15 protein-coding genes are annotated in these 19,163 nt (G+C 44.8%); 4 read left to right on the forward strand and 11 right to left on the reverse strand.

Annotation, left to right across the window (positions count from 1 at the left end):
* Positions 1-154: 154 nt before the first annotated feature.
* Positions 155-1,261, forward strand: a complete 1,107-nt coding sequence (gene phnW, locus L1271_RS03890) for a 2-aminoethylphosphonate--pyruvate transaminase (RefSeq protein WP_235366789.1) — start codon at positions 155-157, stop codon at positions 1,259-1,261.
* A gap of 293 nt (positions 1,262-1,554) precedes the next feature.
* Here phnW and L1271_RS03895 read toward each other — a convergent pair whose 3' ends face one another.
* The 10 genes from L1271_RS03895 to L1271_RS03940 all read right to left on the reverse strand — a co-directional run bounded on the left by L1271_RS03895 (position 1,555) and on the right by L1271_RS03940 (position 11,953).
* Complete coding sequence (locus L1271_RS03895) at positions 1,555-2,280, reverse strand: hypothetical protein (protein WP_235366790.1); 726 nt, start codon at positions 2,278-2,280, stop codon at positions 1,555-1,557.
* A gap of 29 nt (positions 2,281-2,309) precedes the next feature.
* Positions 2,310-2,978 (reverse strand): hypothetical protein, encoded by a 669-nt coding sequence (locus L1271_RS03900; RefSeq protein WP_235366791.1) that lies wholly within the window; start codon positions 2,976-2,978, stop codon positions 2,310-2,312.
* A gap of 84 nt (positions 2,979-3,062) precedes the next feature.
* Positions 3,063-3,437: a hypothetical protein gene (locus L1271_RS03905; RefSeq protein WP_235366792.1), complete on the reverse strand. Its 375-nt coding sequence runs from the start codon at positions 3,435-3,437 to the stop codon at positions 3,063-3,065.
* 220 nt (positions 3,438-3,657) lie between these two features.
* On the reverse strand, positions 3,658-4,023 hold the full coding sequence (locus L1271_RS03910; RefSeq protein WP_235366793.1) for a glycine-rich domain-containing protein: 366 nt from the start codon (positions 4,021-4,023) through the stop codon (positions 3,658-3,660).
* A gap of 127 nt (positions 4,024-4,150) precedes the next feature.
* Positions 4,151-4,843 (reverse strand): UTRA domain-containing protein, encoded by a 693-nt coding sequence (locus tag L1271_RS03915; RefSeq protein ID WP_088531664.1) that lies wholly within the window; start codon positions 4,841-4,843, stop codon positions 4,151-4,153.
* A gap of 92 nt (positions 4,844-4,935) precedes the next feature.
* Positions 4,936-5,484 (reverse strand): HD domain-containing protein, encoded by a 549-nt coding sequence (locus tag L1271_RS03920; protein WP_102056067.1) that lies wholly within the window; start codon positions 5,482-5,484, stop codon positions 4,936-4,938.
* On the reverse strand, positions 5,481-6,899 hold the full coding sequence (locus L1271_RS03925; protein ID WP_235366794.1) for an FAD-dependent oxidoreductase: 1,419 nt from the start codon (positions 6,897-6,899) through the stop codon (positions 5,481-5,483). The genes L1271_RS03920 and L1271_RS03925 overlap by 4 nt, the downstream gene beginning before the upstream one ends.
* Positions 6,899-7,708, reverse strand: a complete 810-nt coding sequence (phnX, locus tag L1271_RS03930; protein WP_235366795.1) for a phosphonoacetaldehyde hydrolase — start codon at positions 7,706-7,708, stop codon at positions 6,899-6,901. Before phnX ends, L1271_RS03925 begins: the two co-directional genes overlap by 1 nt.
* Positions 7,709-7,725: 17 nt before the next feature.
* The gene (locus tag L1271_RS03935) at positions 7,726-9,072 is read right to left on the reverse strand and encodes a DUF5690 family protein (RefSeq protein ID WP_235366796.1); all 1,347 of its coding nucleotides are present in this window, start codon (positions 9,070-9,072) and stop codon (positions 7,726-7,728) included.
* A gap of 85 nt (positions 9,073-9,157) precedes the next feature.
* A complete protein-coding gene (locus L1271_RS03940) occupies positions 9,158-11,953 on the reverse strand; it encodes a TonB-dependent receptor (RefSeq protein ID WP_235366797.1) in 2,796 nt (931 codons plus the stop codon).
* 242 nt (positions 11,954-12,195) lie between these two features.
* On the opposite strand from L1271_RS03940, the gene L1271_RS03945 reads away from it, so the two are divergent.
* Together L1271_RS03945 and L1271_RS03950 are read left to right on the forward strand one after the other, a co-directional pair.
* Positions 12,196-13,410 carry a cation:proton antiporter gene (locus tag L1271_RS03945; protein WP_010605810.1) on the forward strand — a complete coding sequence of 405 codons (1,215 nt, stop codon included), beginning with the start codon at positions 12,196-12,198 and terminating at the stop codon, positions 13,408-13,410.
* Between the two features lie 175 nt (positions 13,411-13,585).
* Positions 13,586-15,250, forward strand: a complete 1,665-nt coding sequence (locus tag L1271_RS03950; protein ID WP_102056072.1) for an alkaline phosphatase — start codon at positions 13,586-13,588, stop codon at positions 15,248-15,250.
* A 30-nt stretch (positions 15,251-15,280) separates the two neighbouring features.
* Here L1271_RS03950 and L1271_RS03955 read toward each other — a convergent pair whose 3' ends face one another.
* Positions 15,281-18,376, reverse strand: coding sequence for a bifunctional diguanylate cyclase/phosphodiesterase (locus tag L1271_RS03955; RefSeq protein WP_235366798.1), 3,096 nt, complete (start codon positions 18,374-18,376; stop codon positions 15,281-15,283).
* Positions 18,377-18,703: 327 nt separating this feature from the next.
* Here L1271_RS03955 and mraZ point away from each other — a divergent pair, with 327 nt between their 5' ends.
* Positions 18,704-19,162, forward strand: coding sequence for a division/cell wall cluster transcriptional repressor MraZ (gene mraZ / locus L1271_RS03960; RefSeq protein WP_010368661.1), 459 nt, complete (start codon positions 18,704-18,706; stop codon positions 19,160-19,162).
* Position 19,163: the final 1 nt, after the last annotated feature.

A 19,163-nucleotide genomic window follows, 5' to 3' on the forward strand; every position in this document is an offset into this window, starting at 1 on the left:
CCTCTGTTGCTTCTCTTCGCCTTTGCCATTTAGGGTAAAGGCGAGGTTTCATTGAACATCATTACCACATCAATCTTAGTTTCATAAAACTGTCATGCCGTTGTCACCTAAACTCGGTTAAATATTCTGGTATAGACCAGTTTAGAGGCAAGTTATGAACAACGATTATTTACTCCTGACGCCAGGCCCGCTCAGTACATCTCACACCGTGAAAGAAGCCATGTTGAAAGACTGGTGCACCTGGGATGATGAATATAACCAAGGTGTGGTGCAAGTTATTCGCAATCAGCTTTGTGAAATTGCGGTTGCAGATCCGCAGTATCGCAGTGACTACAGTGCAACCTTAATGCAGGGCAGTGGTACAGCAAGTGTAGAGGCGGCTATTGGGACTTTTATTCCTAAGTCTGGCACTTTACTGGTTATCAATAATGGTGCCTATGGTGCGCGTATTATTGAGATAGCCAATTATCTAAATATTAATGTGATAGCGCTCAACTTTGTTGAAACCGAATTGCCGCAACTTGAGCAGATCTCACAAACGCTTGAGCAACACCCTGAGATCACCCACGTAGCAATGGTACACTGCGAAACCACAACGGGGATGCTGAATCCGGCTAAACGCGTAGCGGAGCTTGCGAAACATCACAATAAAGTAATGATCCTTGATGCCATGAGCAGTTTTGGCGGCATTGAGATGGATATGCACGAGTGGCAAATTGATATCCTCATTAGCTCAGCAAATAAGTGTATTCAAGGTGTTCCAGGTTTTGGCTTTGTGATTACAAAAACAGCGCTCTTGATTGCCTCTGAAGGACAAGCACGCTCACTTTCTTTGGATCTACACGCTCAGTGGAAAACCATGGAAAATCATCATGGTAAATGGCGTTTTACCTCGCCAACGCATGTTGTCAGGGCTTTTGCCAAAGCACTAGAAGAATTGGCGCAAGAGGGAGGCGCTTCTGCACGATTCAAGCGTTACAGCGAAAATCAAAAACAGCTCGTTAGCGGCATGAAAGCCCTTGGTTTTGAAGCCTTGTTACCAGAAGCCATGCACTCACCTATTATCACTTCTTTTTATTCACCAAGTGACGAAAGCTATGAGTTTAAGCGCTTTTATGAAGCATTGAAGCAAAAAGGATATGTAATTTACCCCGGTAAAGTATCAAACGCAGATTGCTTTAGGATCGGTAATATTGGCGAAGTGTATGCCGCAGATATTAGCGGACTACTTAAAGCTATTTCTGAAGCAAAGTACTGGTAAACCGTTAGGGTAGGAGACGCTTTACGCGGCGATGGGTTAAGGGGGTTACACCCCTTTAGCTAAATAAATGAGCAGGGAATCTTCAATTGTTTTAACGATGGCCTAATCTGGGCTGTCACCTTCCCATAAAATGATTCTGCACTCATTAAAGCTGGATGCCAACTAAGAAAATCACGCTTTTACCAAATCACAGAACATCGCTGTGTTAACAGAAGCTAGAAAGCTTCCGATGTACGCATTAAACACGGCATAAGCAATGGTTCGTGTTCCAATATTGGCTTTCACCGGTTTTTTTATATGGCTTCTGATACTAGTTTGTCCAAACAATGCAAAATATTAATTACAATGTCGTTCTGCCGCTGAAACTCTTTCTCAATTAGAGGTATTGCGCTAGTTTCTGCAAATTTTTCATTTGAACCAGGTTGTGTTTCAATTTCTTCAAAGATGAACTGATAACGTTCTATGCCTTTTTCTTTAAGGTTGAAATGGGAAAGTGGCCTTACAATACTTGAATGCTTTGTTTGGTTGCTCAGCCTAGCGAGGTGTTTATAATCGGTTTTGTCGGTGAGTCGATTTAAAAGAAGTAATAGTTCCATGTATTTGGTGTGTGTTTCAAGTTTTATTTTTACATGGTACAAGGTGATCTTAGAATTAGGTAGCTTTGTACTCTTGTTTAGGTTAAGGCCTAGCCCCAGATAAATTACAAAACTCACTATGTCTGACAACGAATGTAAAGTTCTTACGATAGCGATAATGTTGGCTCTACATCCTAATGTAAATTCAAAATTTTTGTTATTCGCCTCGGCATCTCCACTGAACCTTGATCTAAATAAACAACTTTCTGTAGGGTTATTGCGCATGTGCTCGTCAAGTAAAGCTTGCAATGTACGGTAGTGGTAGTTGCATAGCATTTGAGTTTCAACTACAGAGCTAATAGCCCTCTTCAATTTTGATATATCTTTCTCTGATTGATTATTTTGAGCGTAGTGAAGTAAAGTTTCTCGATTCCAGGTTTCCATTTTAGTTATTCCAATAATGGTTTTAAATTTTAACTGTCAGCATCATTTACTTGCTTTAAACGGCAACCAAGTTCGCGAACAAAACCTATGAGAAACTCCTCAACGATTACTTTATGAGCTCTTTCCATGAAAGGTTCAATCGAGTTTTCACTCAACATACCACCTAAGTCTTCAGCTAAAAATTTGGCAGGTTCGTTTGTAAATATACAACTGTCTATCCTTGGTAGCCTGCGATGCTTTGTGATGTTAACCAAGTCTTTTAACTCATTGAATATATCACTTTGCTTAAGAGCCTCTAATTTTTCCGTTAAATCTTTTGATATCGAATCTTTTAAATATGCTTTAGCTTTTCTCCATTCTACTTTTTCTTTAAAATCAAGATCTTTACTCAATAGATATATGATTAGAGGTAAACTATCAATTAAAGCATGCAGCGCCCTAAAAAATGCAAAGCAGTTCGCTTCAAATGCACACCTATAATATTCGGGGTGTTGAATATCAACCGTCTTGGGTAATATGCCAAACATTGCTTCTTTGTGCATCTTGGTAGCATTCTTAAACTCCTGATAATGATACCAGCAATGACCCATATGTCTTCTGATACTATCTAAAGCAATGCTGAGTTCTTGATATTGCTCCGTATCCTTTTCGACTAAAGCCAATATATCATTGATATTAAATGATTCGTTCTCTCTCACTGGCGCTATTCCAATTAAACATTGCTAAATTTGACAGCTCCGAACTGAAAGGTGTCTACTTCTAGCGCTTTAGTTCGCAAGCTTTCAGCAGTTTTTTTTCGCTCGTTGCTGAGTCTGTTTATTTTTATCAAGAGTGCTTTGCCCTATCGGCTCTACTGGGTCTCCAAACTCATCAACCTCACGTTGTATTGTTGGTAGCTGTTGGCTAGGGCAATAGTCATTATTATAGACAGATACAATTTTTCTAGCTCGACGACCTATTTTAGATTCTAATTCGGTTATTAATTCTTTTTTAACGAAACGATTATCTAATAATAAGCACCTTATAGGTTGTACAGAGGAATTGAACTCTGCACGTCTAACAATTCCAAGTTTAAGCCAGTGACCTAGCAAAAGCCCGCAAAGAAAAGAAGCTATATTAACGAGAATGGGCGTAATATCCAGTAGCACTTGTATCATGTAGTTTTTTCTCCGAGTGCAGGTACTGACTTATACAAATTATTCAGTGCAGCCGTAAGCTTTCGTGGATCAGGTATTGTGTATGTCACTTCATTGCTGACAAGGTTTATTGCCATTTCTATCACTTCATATGCAACACTAGCATCAAAAGCCAGAAGTATTGGATTTATGAATAGTCAGATAGCAAAAAGAAAAAACCCGCAGTAGCGGACTTAGCTGATTATCTGCACACAGCAGCCTGTAAGCCACTCACATCTAGACCAAACTCTAACTGATATAAATACACAGCCTTTTGCCATGTTTCTTGATTATCTTCGTCTGGGATATGGTGTAAAAATGTGCCAAAGAGGTTTTCACAGTCATTGTGATACGCGAGTGTATCGGTGATATGCTCATGCCATACCTCATCTGCCAGCTGCGGAGGTGTGATAGGCGTATCTGGATATTTTGACTTTAACACAAGAAATTGCCTGTACAGTACTTCTGCTTGTAAACAATCTGCTTCTGTCATACCTGTTGCGGTTTTGAGTCTATGTGTTATTCGGCTTAGATCTAGGCTTTTAAGTCGCTCATTAAAATTAGTCATCTTGATGTTCCTTGCAGTTGTCAAATGTGGGAGTACCGAATTTAAACTTAGCGCTATTTCTAAAATAGGACAACCGCAGGTGATAGGAAAAGTTATCGTGCTAAAGCACGACCTACGGGTACGGGAGTTACACGCCTTCAACAATCATTTCTATGGCGTCATGGAGCCAATATTCAATATTGTAATCCACCAATGCTTGCTCGGCGTCATAGCGGGCGCGCAGTACCTTTAAGCAAGGTGCGCCGCTGTTCTTTTCTAATTTGTCGGCAACGTCATCGGGTAGTACGGTGACGCTTATTACACACTGTTCAAAGCTGACGTCAACTTGGTAATGGGTCGACATCACTTCTGTGATTGAGCCATCCAGCGGTTGGTTGTGCAAGTCGGCAAAACGTTCGGCTGCACAATAGATCTGTTCCATCATTATTGCGCGACCATCTAACGCGCGTACTCGAGTTAATTCATATACAGGCTGGCCGTTAAAATGAGAGTGGCTAAACTCAGGCTCTGTGGAAGGGGCATTAATTGCCACTACTTGAGTTGTTGGTGTAAAGCCTTGTTCAATGGCAAGGTGGTTAAAGTTCACTTTTTTAGCTGGATGCCATTTGAGTTTTTCGGGGGTGACAAACCAGCCGCGACGCTTTTGGCTAAAGATAAGTCCTTCGGCTTCTAGTCGTGCTAGGGCTTCACGGACGGTGATCCGTGTTGAGCTAAATGTTTCTTGCAGCGCACGCTCTGAAGGCAATTTGGCACCGGGCGTCATGCTGCCAGCGGCTAGCAGCGCTTGGATATGGTTTCGAATACGTTGATAAAGCAGCATAATAGAGTCGATAAAACCTTTTGTGACAAGCTTACTATCGTTTTATGACAGGATAAATATTTATAATCATAGACTTGTAAACTCAGACTGGCCTAACTCGCCAAATAGGCTTCTATCTGGCTAAACCAATAGCTACTCGGCAAAACGGCTAAACTCGGATCTTTCCCTAAATCATCAAAACGACGCAGCGCGATAATAGCGTCCAATTCAGGTAGCTTGGAGAATGCCGCAAGTTCTACGCTGCTCATTTTTCCACCTTGTCTTGTTAGCGTTAATTGGCTGGCAGGAGAGAGCGTTTGGTAATACTCCTCATCAATACTGACCAGATAGCGTTTCGCATCTACGTGTTTGCGCACTAGCATTGTCACCGCGCGATCAAAGCCAAGCTGAGTTAAATGATCTGCCCCTAAATCGCCATGATTGCTATATCCTTGTGGGGTAAAGTCCGGGTTATTCTGAGATTGAGCAACAAAATGGCCAATATCATGTAAAAATGCAGCGATTTGAGTCGCTTGATCATAACCATTTTCTTTCGCGAGGGTGGCGCATTGCTCGGCATGATAAATTTGGCTGCATGCCTCGTCATAGGTGGCGTGACCATATTGCTCGAATAGCTGTTTTATTTGTGCAATGGCATTCACTTTATATACTCCTGCTTCACGTTCGGATCTAATTTTGCTGCGCTGCCACTAAGCTTGCTTAGCCAAACATCGAGTTTATGCGGTGGCGTGTTGTTATCCTCTGCGCTTTCTTTACGGCGAATGGCATTTCTCACCATTAAGGCCCCCGCGGTGCGAAATGGCTCGACGGGAAACTGTTTAAGCGTTTGGTTGACCAAGGCGCAGTGACGCCAGTCGTTATGTTGATTAAGCAGAAGGCTTGCTAAGATTTGTCCACCTAAATAGGATTGCACCACGCCGTTGCCTGAGTAACCGCTGCCATAAAACACATTAGCTTGACCATTTAAATGACCAAAGAAAGGCATGCCAGAGACACTTCGGTCTGAGGGGCCGGTCCAAGTTCTGTCTATCTCGAGCTGGTGATGTGCAAAGAAATGGCTAAATGAGCGTTCAAGAATAGCTTGATAACGGCTAGCACGGTGAAAGGTATCTCTCACTTGGTTATTGAAACTAAAATAATTTCCACCTTTGCCAAGCATTAATCGACCGCTTGAGGTGGTGCGGTAGTAATTCACAAAAATGCGTGCATCAATCACCGGAGCACCGTGGTTCAGCCTCATTGCCGCAAGCTTTTCAGGCGCTGGTGTAGTGATCGCCATATCGCTCGACACCAACACCACACTGCGAGAAAACTGCGGCAATAAGCTTGGCAGCCAAGCGTTAACGGCAAATACCAGCTGATTGGCTCTGATCTCGCCTTTATCTGTGGTGATGGTTAGCGTGTCTTGGCCTTGGTGCTTTAGGTAGCGGGTGTGTTCAAATACTTTGACCCCAAGGGTTTTTGCCACCTTCATCAGTCCACGCACAAGCTTGGCGGGTTGAACACTACCCCCGTGGGGGGAGTAAATTCCAGCAAGGTTGGCATTAGAGCCGGTTGCTTGCAACTGCGCTTCATCCAGTGTTTGCCACGCATTAAGCTGGTGTTGCTCGAGTAGGGTGGTAATGGGGCCAAAGGCATTACGCTGGCTGTGATTTGAAGCCGTATAGTAAGTACCATCAACGCGGCAATCACATTCAATCCCGTGTTTACTGGTAAAGGCTTTAATGTCATGAACGGCCTGCTCCGACTGGCGCACTAAAAAGCAGGCTTGTTCTAAGCCAAACGCTTTAATTAGGCTGGCAAACTTAGTCGACCATGTCAGCATAGCTCCGCCATTACGACCCGAAGCACCTTGTCCACAGAGGTCTTTTTCAATAATGGCGATATTCAGCTCAGGTTTTTGCTTTTTCAGCGTTATGGCTGTCCAAAGGCCAGTAAAGCCGCCACCTATGATACAAACTTGGGTATCTAACGCGCCATGAGACGGCGCGCTTGCTGCGGCTTCAATATCGGCTTGAGTGATTGCTTCATCAAACCAAAAAGGCTGAAAGCGCATTACGGGCGCTCTCCACGGGCAATACGAGCAGAAATATCCACCAAAACCATTTCGATGTCGGCTAGTGAGTCAATCACATAGTGCGCTCCGGCCTCGCCAAGCTGCTGATAAGCATTAAGGGAATGTGCACTTTGCTCTTCGTGACCAAGCGAAGTCCATTCTTCTTCGCTAAGCCCCACCGCATTGCCGGTTAAAGCAAGTCCAACGGTCCACATGCCGGCATTTAATCCCTCGCTTATTCCCGGCGCGGAGTCATCGACTTTTACGCATCCAGACACGCGATTAATCCCAAGTCGTTGTACGTTTTCTAACGCCATCCAAGGGCCTGGGCGAGAGCCAGCTGCACATTCATCACTGGCAACCACACAATCTGGCTGATAACCATAGTCGGCAGCGGCAGGCACTAGTACGTCCATCACAGGCTTGGGATACCCAGAACAACTGCCAATCTTAACGCCTTGTTGTTGTAATCGTTTGATCACCGCAAGCACGCCCGGAATGGGGGCAGCTCGGTCGGCGACTTTTGCTTGTTGGAGCGGCATAAAGGTTTGATAAATATGGTCAACATCTGCCGTACTCGGTGCCTGACCAAATTGCGTTATCCAGCGGGTGCGGACGCTGTCCGTTTGTAGCAAGGTATTAATGTGATCCCATTTGCCCATTCCCATCGGACCGCGCGCTTCAGCCAAGGAAATATCAAATTGATACGCTTGCTTAAATGCTTCAACAAAAATACTGGTAGGGGCAATCGAACCATAGTCGACCACAGTACCAGCCCAATCCAAAATTAATGCTTCAATGTGTTTCATGTTGCTAAGACTCCTAGCTAGGAAATATGTGATGAAAGTGCCGTGGCGCGTAGTTGCGTTGACGCCTTACGTGGTCGCTTTAATTTCACGGCAAAATAAATAATTGAGCTCACTACGAGGGCGCTTGCGATAAACGCTACCCAGTAGCAGGCCATGGTAAAAAAGTGCAGCCAGCTGAGCTCAGGTGTGGCAAAGGTTTTATAGAGCAAGATGCCCACTGAGCCTATGTAGCCCGCCGAATCCGCCAGATAAATTAAAAACCCGGCGTTCGCAGTCGAGCCAACTGCTGAGATCATGCGGTCAAACAAAAAGCAGTTATAGGGGATATAACTGATATAAAGACCAGCCCCCAGCAGTACCATCCAAGTTTTAGGATCGAGACTTTGGGTTTGGTATAAATACGTACTGCCAGCCAGTAGTAAAGCCCCGAGTAAGACAAAGCCATGATTGGCAAAAAATGCGATGCGGTTATTTTTAATTAACACCAATGCGGCAAGCGCAATGAGCACGATAAAGGCGATGCGGATCCCGGCATAAGCAAAAATCGCGGGTTCTTGCCCATAACCTAAGGCTTGCCAAATCTCGGCTGAGAAGTTATCTCTAAAGTCACGAAAGCCAGTAAAGAGTAAAAAGCTAAGCACCAGCACGGTTATTCCAAACCAATACTGTTTAAAAAACGCCAGCCGGGCTTTGCCATCCATTGGCGCGCGCTTTTGTCGTAATTGTTCATCTTCTTGTGTAGGTTCTGGAATGCTATTGAGACAAGCAACGCTAAGTACAAGCAGCGGCAGAAAAATCGCTCCGGTTGCCGCTGGCATCCACAGTTCAGGCACATTGAGTTCACTCACCAGCCATTTGCCCACAGTTCTGACCAGTCCAGAGGCAAGAATAAAAGTAACGCTGAGTACCGCACCTAAGATTTCGGTGGTTTTACGACCTTCTAAAAAGCTAAAAACCAAACCCCAGATCATGCCAAGGGAGAGACCATTGGCAAACAGCCACACCAGATTCCAGCCCGTAGGAGTGATGGCAAATAGCACCAGTGCGAGCTCGGCGGCTAAAATCATGGCCAAAATCGCACGGCCGCGATAATGATGCTGCATTTCAGCAATCACTTTAACGCCGATAAATTTCGCGCATAGGTAGCCAAACACTTGCGAAAGGATCAGGGCAATTTTAAAGCTAACAACCCAGCTTGGGTCATCAAAGGCTTCATAGGTATTGACCGAAAATGGCTTACGAAAGGCGTACATACAAAAGTAAGTCATAAACGCACTGGTCGCGGCAAATAGTACAAAGCCGATACCTTGGGCGTCTTTTAGCCAGCGCGGGCGGGCGTTAAATAGGGTGATCTGCAACATCATAGGATCCTCGGTAATTCGAGGGCAATCCTTTGTGGATTGCCCGTCAACCGGTGTATACCAATCGGCTTAATCAAGTGAATTGGTATTAAAATTGGTAGTTAATGCCGACCATGCCGCGGATACCATAGTATTCCACCTGTAATGGACGACCCTGCTCACCTTGGTAGTACTGCAATGCTTCATTGGTGAGGTTACTTAGCTCTAGGTAAACTAACGTTTGTTCGTTAAGTTGGTATGACGTTGTAAAGTCCACGCTGGTATTGGCGCCATAGTAGCTATCCGATTGGCTATCGCCGCCGTGCTCTTCGATATAAGCACCTTTATGATTAAGTGCTATTCGAGCGGCAAAACGGGTGTCGTCGTAATACAGCGTAAAGTTGTAAAGCTCATTGGCCTGACGTGGAATGGCTACTTTTTCTGTGCGCTCTGGGATCTGCATTTCAGAGTCCATAAAGGTCGCATTGGTCATTACCCCAAAGTTGCTCAAACTGTCAGAAATAAAACCAAGGTCGCGGTTAAATGCCAGCTCAATGCCCGCAAGCCAAGCGCTATCGCCGTTTTCAGGACGGATGATGGTCACGCCTTGCTTGTTGTTGTAATTGCCAACGCTGGTGGCTTGGAAGATAGGGTCTTGGATATCTTTGTAGAATACCCCCGCAAAGACCAAGCCAACGCGGTCAAAATAATGTTCCACCATCAAGTCGAGATTATTTGAGTACGTAGGGTCGAGCGCTGGATTTCCTGAGTTAAGCTGATTGTCTTGCTCAAGGTAAGTTGCCCCTGGTGTTAATGAGCCAAAGTCAGGACGGGCAAAGGTGCGAGTTAGTGCAAGGCGATAATTGGTATCATCATTGGCACGATAAGTAACATGTAGTGCGGGTAATATGGACCAATAATCATTGCTGTTGGTGGTATCAACAACTTTGTCTTCGTCGGCTAAATAAGTGTAACCAGACACTTCGGTATCGGTGCGGGTAACGCGTAAGCCGCCTAATACTTCCCAGTTGTCGTTAGCTTGGTAAGTTGCCATACCGTAGAGCGAGGTGTGGGTTTCTTCAACATCGAAGTTTCTGCCCAGCGCTCCACCGTTGCTGATGAGTGCTGATTCACCCACATCTAGCTTGAACTTATTGCGATTTTGCGTCCAAAACTGGGCAAGAGCATCGGTGGAAGCCACCTGCGACAACTGCGTGCGATAATCAAACTTGGCTTCGCTTAAGTAATCGCTGCGACCGGGTTGATCGCTTAAGGCAAAGTCTGCAAGCGTTGGCGCTGCGCCATATTGTTCGCTGTCCCACGCGTAAAACTCGTCGGCAAAGTCAGCTTTACGGACTTTGTCACGGTATTTTGCCCCAAATTTAACGGCTAGCTGGTTATTGTATTGCCAGTCAAAGTCGGCATTGGCTACCAGTCTGTCTTTTTCGTTGACGTAGACTTTGTATAGCTCAACCCAAGACAAACCCATTTTGCTTGGATCGAGTGTAAAGCCCGAGGGGAAGTGATTGCTAATGGCGTTCCAAGGGTCACTGCCGCCGTCTACTTGGTTGTAGGCATAATTTTTACCGGTATCGCGGTCTTCAAGTCCAACATATCCAACCTCTTTTTGATCAAAACGGGCGACAAAATAGCTATTGTCTTCACTGTTGGGTTTGTCGCCATAGCGAAACTCATTTTCGTACGTGGCTAGCTGCCAAGAGAGCGTTTTATCAAAGCCAAAGTCATGTTCACCTGCAATTTCAAAGCCTTGCATTTCGGTGATGAGTTCGTTGCGAATATGCTGCAGCTCAGCACGGTCTTTATCAAAACGCAGCCTGTGCTTATAGTGGGTTTCATCATCAATCAGTGTGCCATATAGCGCGCTGGCGCTGAGCGTGCCGCTTTCAAGTTGATATTCCAGCGAGCCATTTAAGCCGTAAGTTTCACGGGTTCCTGTATAATCACGCAGCTCTAAACGGTAAATGCCTAAGCTATCGTTACCACGGCGCGGCTCATAGTTATCGGTTGCCCAATCACGCTGCCACGCTGTGGCGTTAATGATAAAACCTAGCTTGTCGTCGAGTAGACGGTCGCCATACACCACATTGGCAGAATAATTTGTACCATCGGCCAGTTCGTTTTGGCCCACAGCAAAGTTGGTTTTGAGGATAAAATCATCAGCGCCTTTTTTGGTCACGAAATTAACATTACCGCCAATCGCATCGCCTTCCATGTCGGGAGTGATAGCTTTAGACACTTCCACAAACTCAATCAATTCGCTTGGAAAAAAGTCGAACGCAGTGGCGCGGCTGGTGGTTTCCTCTTCTGCGGTTGGAAGGCGGTTACCGTTGATGCTGGCCGAACTCCATTGTGACGGTAAACCACGCACTGCAACAAAGCGGCCTTCACCTTGGTCACGCTCTATCGACACACCTGGAATACGTTGTACGGCTTCAGCGGCATTTCTATCTGGTAACTTACCAATCCCATCGGCAGAAATGATACTTTTGATATTACTGGCATTTTTTTGGTTATTTGCAGCGGCCATTGCGCCACGGAAGATTTGCCCAACCGTGACCACTTCTTCCATCGCTTGTTGATGGTTTAATAAGATTGGAGACAACGTAGTGACTTTGCCATCAGTTACTTCAACCTGTAGTTCTGTTTCCTGATAACCCATATATTTCACGACTAAGGTGTAGCGACCGGCATCCAGTTTTGGTAGTTCAAAGCGACCACGATAATCAGATACTGTGGATACATCTTGGCCTTTTACTGAGATAACAGCGCCAGAAAGATTACTTTGTGGGTCTTTTACAACACCAACGAGTTTACCTGTTGCAGCATATAAGCTGGGACTGGTGGCGAGTAACACGGCAGCAGCGATTTGGGTTAGTTTTTTCATTGCTCTTTTCTCAAAAGTTTGGGTTAAATTTCTGGTCTAGTCCAGTTTGTTGCAGATAGAGTAATGACGGTTTTTTACATTCCGATGACACAAAGGTGAAAAATTAACTAGCGCCTACTGCTCTTTGTTGTTTGATTCGCTTTAAAGGAGATAGGAGGATGTTGTTAGATGTTTGGCTTAACTGAATAAGATTTGTCATACTCGCGTTATCAGCGACAGGTTTTCAGTAAAGGAATGGCAACGTGATTTATGCTTTGATTGCGGCGATTGGACTTTCTCTTTTTATTTATAGCATTACAGCTCGACAACTAGATAGGGCGGAGCTCACCGCACCTATGTGGTTTGTGCTAACGGGCGGGGCGATAGGCTTTGTGCTTGGTAATATTGAAGGAGGGCAACAAGCTTTAGCGGTAGATATTAATGGCCTACAAACTTGGTTGCCGATTATTGAGTTGACGCTTGCGATTTATTTATTTTCCGATGCTGCAAAAACGCGATTACGGGTGTTATCTCACAGCTTCCAGTTACCGGTTAAATTATTACTCGGGCTGCCATTAACCATGGTATTTGGCGCGTGGGTGGCCCATGAGCTGTTCCAGTTATCTTGGTTGGCTTGCTTTTTAATTGCGGTGATCATCACCCCAACCGATGCCACTTTATGCAAAACCTTCATTCAGGATAAGTCTGTGCCCACCAGATTACGTGAGGCAATTAATGTGGAAAGTGGCTTGAATGATGGCCTATGTATTCCGGTATTTCTGTTTTTACTGGGAGTATTAGCTGAGCGAATGCAAGCGACGACCGAATCATTTGCTTGGATTTTTATACGCGAAGTGGGGATTGCACTCGTTGTCGCGGGGTTACTGACTGGGGTGATCATTTGGTTACTTAAACGCGCCTATCAACATCATTACTTTGCGTCTAAAACCAGCCCTTTTCTCTTTGTTGGCATCGCTTTTTTAGTTTTCTCGGTAACTCAAGCTTTGCATGGCAGTGGCTTTATTGCTGCATTTGTCAGCGGTTTGCTGTTTGATAAATATTATCGTGATGAGTTTAAAGATCAGCTTATCGAAGAAGGTGAGCACCTCGCCGAATTTGCGGCTTTTATGATCTGGATTGTGTTTGGTTTGTCGGCCAGTGTAGTGCTGCTAAACGTTACCCAATGGCAGGTTTGGGTGTACGCAGTGTTAGCAACTGCCATGTTTAGATTGATCCCGGTATTCCTCTGTTTGTTAGGTGGTGCACTGACAACCAAAGAGCGCTTTACGTTAGCTTGGTTTGGCCCCAAGGGATTGGCTTCGGTGGTGCTAACCTTAATGCTACTCAGCGAAGAGTTGCCAAATGGTTTGCAAATTACTCAAGTGGCAATGGCAACGGTGCTGTTGAGCATTTTTGTGTTTGGATTATCTAGTCGACCCATTTCTAAATTATTTACCAGTGCTTCTGGTCGAGAGTGATTACTCTAAATAACAATTGGTATAGCGTATGATTTCGTATCTGAATTGTACTGTTATATTGTAACTTGTTGTGAAATAAAATATTTTTTGTCACTTTGCTGAAATAAAAAAGTCATGTAACGCGCCTAGACTGTGCCCGCCTTACAGACAAATATTACGTTTCAGGAACAGTACAATGAATAAAAAGTTACTTACAGTTGCTATCTCTGCAATTCTACTTACCGCGTGTGATGACGATACAAAAACCGTTGAGGTGATCAAAGAAGTTGAAGTCATCAAAGAAGTACCAGTGCAAGAAGTGACACAAGTAAAAAATGTGATCCTTATGATCGGTGACGGTATGGGACCACAGCAAGTTGGCTTACTTGAAGAGTATGCTCAGCGCGCGCCAAACTCAACTTATAAAAACAAAGGCAATCAAACAGCGCTGTCTAAACTTGCTGCGGGTGGTCATTTAGGCCTTTCCATGAACGCACCACATGGCGCGACTGGCAGTCTAGTAACTGACTCTGCTTGTTCGGCAACTCAATTAGCAACCGGCCTTGCAGCAGGCTCAGAAATGATAGGTCTTGATGCCGATGGCAATAAAGTAGCGACTATCTTAGAAAAAGCCAAAGCCGCGGGTAAAGCGACGGGTCTTGTTTCAGATACGCGTATTACGCACGCGACGCCAGCGGCATTTGCTGCCCATATGCCGCATCGTTCATACGAAGCTGAAATCGCTGAGCAATTAGTTCGCTCTGGCAGCGTTGATGTGATGTTATCTGGTGGTGCTCGCGTATTTGTACCAAAGAGCACGCCTGACAATGCTGAAGTACAAGCACAACTCGACGCGCTTGGCATGCCTAGTAGCGTATATAAAAGCTCAAAGCGTGGAGATGAAACTAACCTAGTTGTTGAAGCAAAAGAGCAACATGGTTATGGCCTTGCTTTTGATAAAGCACAATTAAGCAGTTTTGAAGGCGAAAAAGTACTAGGTCTATTCGCAAACTCTGGTATGAGTGACGCAATTGCTTACAAAGCTTGTCAACAAAGCAACAGCTGTACTCAGCCTTCATTAAAAGAAATGACGGTGAAAGCGCTTGATATCTTGTCTAAAGATGAAGATGGCTTTTTCTTGATGATTGAAGGTGGTCAAATTGACTGGGCGGGTCATGCAAACGATGCAGGTTGGATGCTAAATGAGCTGCTTAAATTTGATGAAGCCGTTGAAGCTGTGCATGAATGGGTAAAAGACCGTAACGATACGCTAGTCGTTGTGACTGCAGACCATGAAACGGGTAGTTTTGGCTTTAGTTATTCAAAGCATGAGCGTCCTGAAGCACAAACGCTGTCTGGCGATGGTATGTATGTAAATGGTGTTGCTAAAGAATATCATCCTAAATTTAACTTTGGTCCACTTGCGCAACTAGACAAGCTTTACGCGCAAACAGGCACTTTCTTCGATATCCTTGCAGAAGCTGCGCCTGATGAAGCCTATGAAAATGTATCGGGTCCAACTTGGAAAGCGACCATTGAAGATATGACGGCTTACACGGTGACACTAGATAATGCCGCAAAAGTCGGTCAGAGTGTATACGATGAAAATAGCGCAGATATGATCCCAGCGTTTGAAGACTTTAGTGACTTCTATGTATACGCCAAAGAGGATTACACCGGAAAAATTGCTCGCGCGATTGCCTCAGAGCAAAGTGTAGTGTGGGGTACTGGTACACATACGGCAGCGCCAGTACCGGTTTATACTTTTGGTCCTGCGGGCGTAACTAAGCAGTTCTCAACCATGCAGCACCATGTGGACGTTGCAAACAAAATGATGACTGCGCTTGGTTTAACTGAATAAGCCAAGCACCTAGATTTTAAGTAACTTCAGTTAAGCCACAGCAATGTGGCTTTTTTCTGTCATTAAGGTCAGAAATTCGCGTTGTGGTAGCGGCTTTGAATAGTAATAACCCTGACCAAAATCACATCCAGCCTGTTTTAATAGCTGATGCTGAGTCGCGGTCTCAACGCCTTCAGCGATGACTTTTAAGCCTAGGCGGTGAGCCATCAAAATAATGGTTTCACATAGGGTTAAATCGTCTGCATTGGTTGCAATGCCATCGACGAAGCGTTTATCAATTTTCACAAAGTGACAATCTAATTGTTTTAGATACGCGAGTGATGAGTAACCCGTGCCAAAGTCATCTAACGCAAATTGAAAACCTTGCTGCTTTAAGCGTTCAACTCGTTGTTTAGTGCGGCTATCATTGTGCATCATCATTCCCTCCGTAACTTCTAAAACCACGTGCTCAGGGGGGATCGCAAGCGTTGTGAGTTTGTCACTCCAGCTTGCTAAGGTGCAATTTTTAGCGGCAAATTGGACCGGTGACACATTGATGCTAATTTGTGTTGTATGGCCTAAGTGCTGTAGTTGCGTCAACGTGTCAATAGACTGCGAAAATGCTAAATCGCCAATATGATGAATGAGCTGGGTTTCTTCGGCTAACGGAATAAACTCAGCGGGACTCACCATACCTTGCTCTGGGTGTCGCCAGCGGATCAAGGCCTCAGCTTTGGCGACGCGATTATCGTCAAGTGATACGATAGGCTGGTAGTGCATTTCAAATTGATTGTTATGCAGTGCAGTACGAATACCTTTGAGCATGTGCATTCTAGATTCTGCGACTTTGCGTAAAGCGTCATCAAAAATCACATAGCCGTTACGACCTTGCTGCTTTGCTCGATACATTGCTTGATCGGCAGCCTTTAATAGGGCTTCTGCACCATTACCATCTGTTGGTGCGGTGGCAATCCCCATACTTGCAGTGATATGGCATTGCTCATCTTGGATCTCAAAAGGCTGTTTGAATGCGGACTGGATCTGAGCTGCTAGTGCTTTGCACTTTGCTTTATGTTCGTCATCCTCCAACACAAAGACAAACTCATCACCTCCAATGCGGGATAAAAACGCATGCGGAGCCATACTCTTTAAACGTTGTGCGACTAACTTCAAGAGTAAGTCGCCGTAATAATGGCCTAATGTGTCGTTAATATCTTTAAAATTGTCGAGATCGAGTAATAACACGGCGGTTTGTTGTTGTCCGCTGGCAACCTGTTTTTTTAAGTGTTTTTTAAGTCCCACACGATTATGAAGATCGGTTAATTCGTCAAAATGTGCTTGTTTCCAGATCAGCGCATCTTTACGCTTTACTTCGGTAATATCGGTGAAGATCGCGACGCGGCGGTAGATCTCACGGTTGCTATCGTAAACGCTATCAATAGTCAGCCATTCGGTGTAAAGCTCGCCATTTTTCTTACGGTTGACAATCTCACCTTGCCAACGGCCGTGTTCGTTGAGCTGCTGCCACATCAATTCGTAAAAGCTACGGTCATGTTGACCCGATCCTAACATGGCAGTGGACTTACCCAGCACCTCTGAGCGTGAGTAACCAGTTACACGCGTAAAGGCAAGGTTGACGTCCAAGATAAAGCCATTGGCATCCGTGATGATCATACATTCGCTGCTATTGTTGTACACCAATGCTGCAAGGTTTAGTGCTTCTTCTTGATGCTTACGTTGGCTAATATCACGGAAAATCAACAACGCCTGTGGATGTGACTCAATGGCACATAGACGACATTCAACCACTTGATTACTGGTTGGTGAAAACTCAAGTTGCACATAGGTTTTGTCATTCAACAGTGCAAGCTCTGCGCGGATCCGTTTATAGATATGTTCTGGGAGCAATTCCCTAAGCGTTTGTGCTTTGTCTGTGTAATCGCCATAACGAGATAAGATCTGAGCCTGTTGATCTAAGCGCACATAGCTATCGGGGAGTGCATTAATCAGGGCTTTTACAACGGCAAGTCTATGATTTGCATTGTCTTCAGCGGCTAAGCGTGTTTGCGCCATATGAGCAAAACGCTCGGCGATATGCTCAAATTCACTGGGCACTTTGGTTGCGTTAAAACGGCGATCTTGCTTGCCCGATTCAAGTTGTGCAATAGCATGCTTGAGTGCGCCTAGCGGTTTTAAAAGTTGTTGCTTTAATTGCCAATGTGTTTGCCAAAACAAAATAGACACAAGCGCCAAAAATATTCCTAGAAAGAGTGCAAAACGCTTATCTATGCTGCTCAACTGGGACTCAAAATCGAAACTAAAGTAGATTTGTAACGCTCGGTTGCTGTTATTGAGTGATTGCTTTACATACACCAAGCGATTGCCTTCTGGGGTGTTTAGTAGCGTCGCCTGTGTGCCTAAATTGCTTGGCCAAGAACTGCTAACAGCACGGCCAAGTTCTGCATTTGCTGCTGGATATTGCGCAATGATTTGCGCTTTAGCGTCGGCAATCATTACCCGAGTACCAACAGGAAGAGGCAGTTTTGCAAGGGTCTGGCTCCAATGCGTTAAGCCTTTCACTGCGACAAGCATAAATAAAAATTGCTGTTTATCATCGTAAATTGGTAGCGCGAAGTTGACTGTTGCACGCTGCATGCTGCGGTCAATTTGATACTCACCAATACTAAACTGGGCAGTGCGCATTGCGGTTTTAAAGTAACCACGATCGGCGATATTGATCTCGCGTTGATCTGCTTGATGCGTAGTACAAAGTACGTTCCCTTGTGCGTCAACTATGCCAAGGTTAGCTAGGTTGGGGCTGAGCAGCATCGCGTGATAAAGCAGCGGCGGGCATTTGCCGTGCTCTACGGTAAGATGATCAATACGGGTCGACAGTTGCTGTAAGACTTGTTCTGTATCTGCGAGCTCTACCTGCTGGATCGCCGCAACTTGTTTGGCGTAATGCAGCGCCTGTTGTGACTGTTGTGTTAATGCCTGCTGACGTTGCTCACATAATAGAAATAAAATAATGATCAGACATGGCAAGCACAGTAGAACGAGTAAGCGATAAAATCGAAACTGTATTGAAGATTTCAGAATAATCCCACCTATGGAGCTGATCAGAGAGCGCGAATGATACCGAATCAAGTTAGGACAACCAAGCAAATTTGCATAAATAATTCAGCTGCAAAAGCATCACTGAGCAAGGGCTAACAGATAGAATTTTTAATTTCTAAATTGAAAGTATGATGTGATTATCCGGTCAAAAAAAATGGCATTTTTTCATCTCTCCACTTTTTTCCACAAAATTCATGATCTTCCACAAATCCCGCGATTTTTCTGGCTTTCAAAGGTGTTAAAGGTACCGACTGAGCTTGACAAAAGTGCTTGTCAAGCCCTAGACTGTTCTTCTGTGGTAAAAAGTGGGTTTTAGTGGATCAAACTGGATCAACTAACTTAGAAATAGGATCACGCATGTTTCGAGGTGCAAGTTCGCTAGCTTTGGATGACAAAGGGCGTTTTGCGGTGCCGACTAAGTACCGTCAACCGCTGCTGTCTGAAGATCAGGGAACCGTTATTTGTACTATTGCGATCAACGAACCGTGCTTATGGCTCTACCCACTCTCCGAATGGCTAGAAATTGAGACCAAACTAAGTCGCATCTCTAACACCAATCCCAGAGTAAGACGCTGGCAACGGATGTTGCTAGGTCATGCTACAGAATACCAACTAGACAAAAATGGCCGGATTTTACTGGCGCCTTCATTGCGGTCCCATGCGCAATTAGGCAAAAAGATTATGCTAGTTGGGCTACTCAATAAATTTGAAATTTGGGACGAAGAACGCTGGTATCAGCAAATGCAGGCAGATACCGAAATTGAACACTCAGGAAACTTTGAGGAAAGCCCTGAACTGGAAAACTTTTCCTTGTAGG

The organism is Pseudoalteromonas sp. OF5H-5 (assembly GCF_021530695.1).
Taxonomy (GTDB): domain Bacteria; phylum Pseudomonadota; class Gammaproteobacteria; order Enterobacterales; family Alteromonadaceae; genus Pseudoalteromonas.

Bases quoted from the DNA above. Each gene is read 5' to 3' on its own strand.
- phnW (WP_235366789.1), top strand. From the start codon at position 155: ATGAACAACGATTATTTACTCCTGACGCCAGGCCCGCTCAGTACATCT.
- L1271_RS03895 (WP_235366790.1), bottom strand. From the start codon at position 2,280: ATGGAAACCTGGAATCGAGAAACTTTACTTCACTACGCTCAAAATAAT.
- L1271_RS03905 (WP_235366792.1), bottom strand. From the start codon at position 3,437: ATGATACAAGTGCTACTGGATATTACGCCCATTCTCGTTAATATAGCT.
- L1271_RS03910 (WP_235366793.1), bottom strand. From the start codon at position 4,023: ATGACTAATTTTAATGAGCGACTTAAAAGCCTAGATCTAAGCCGAATA.
- L1271_RS03915 (WP_088531664.1), bottom strand. From the start codon at position 4,843: ATGCTGCTTTATCAACGTATTCGAAACCATATCCAAGCGCTGCTAGCC.
- L1271_RS03925 (WP_235366794.1), bottom strand. From the start codon at position 6,899: ATGCGCTTTCAGCCTTTTTGGTTTGATGAAGCAATCACTCAAGCCGAT.
- phnX (WP_235366795.1), bottom strand. From the start codon at position 7,708: ATGAAACACATTGAAGCATTAATTTTGGATTGGGCTGGTACTGTGGTC.
- L1271_RS03935 (WP_235366796.1), bottom strand. From the start codon at position 9,072: ATGATGTTGCAGATCACCCTATTTAACGCCCGCCCGCGCTGGCTAAAA.
- L1271_RS03940 (WP_235366797.1), bottom strand. From the start codon at position 11,953: ATGAAAAAACTAACCCAAATCGCTGCTGCCGTGTTACTCGCCACCAGT.
- L1271_RS03950 (WP_102056072.1), top strand. From the start codon at position 13,586: ATGAATAAAAAGTTACTTACAGTTGCTATCTCTGCAATTCTACTTACC.
- mraZ (WP_010368661.1), top strand. From the start codon at position 18,704: ATGTTTCGAGGTGCAAGTTCGCTAGCTTTGGATGACAAAGGGCGTTTT.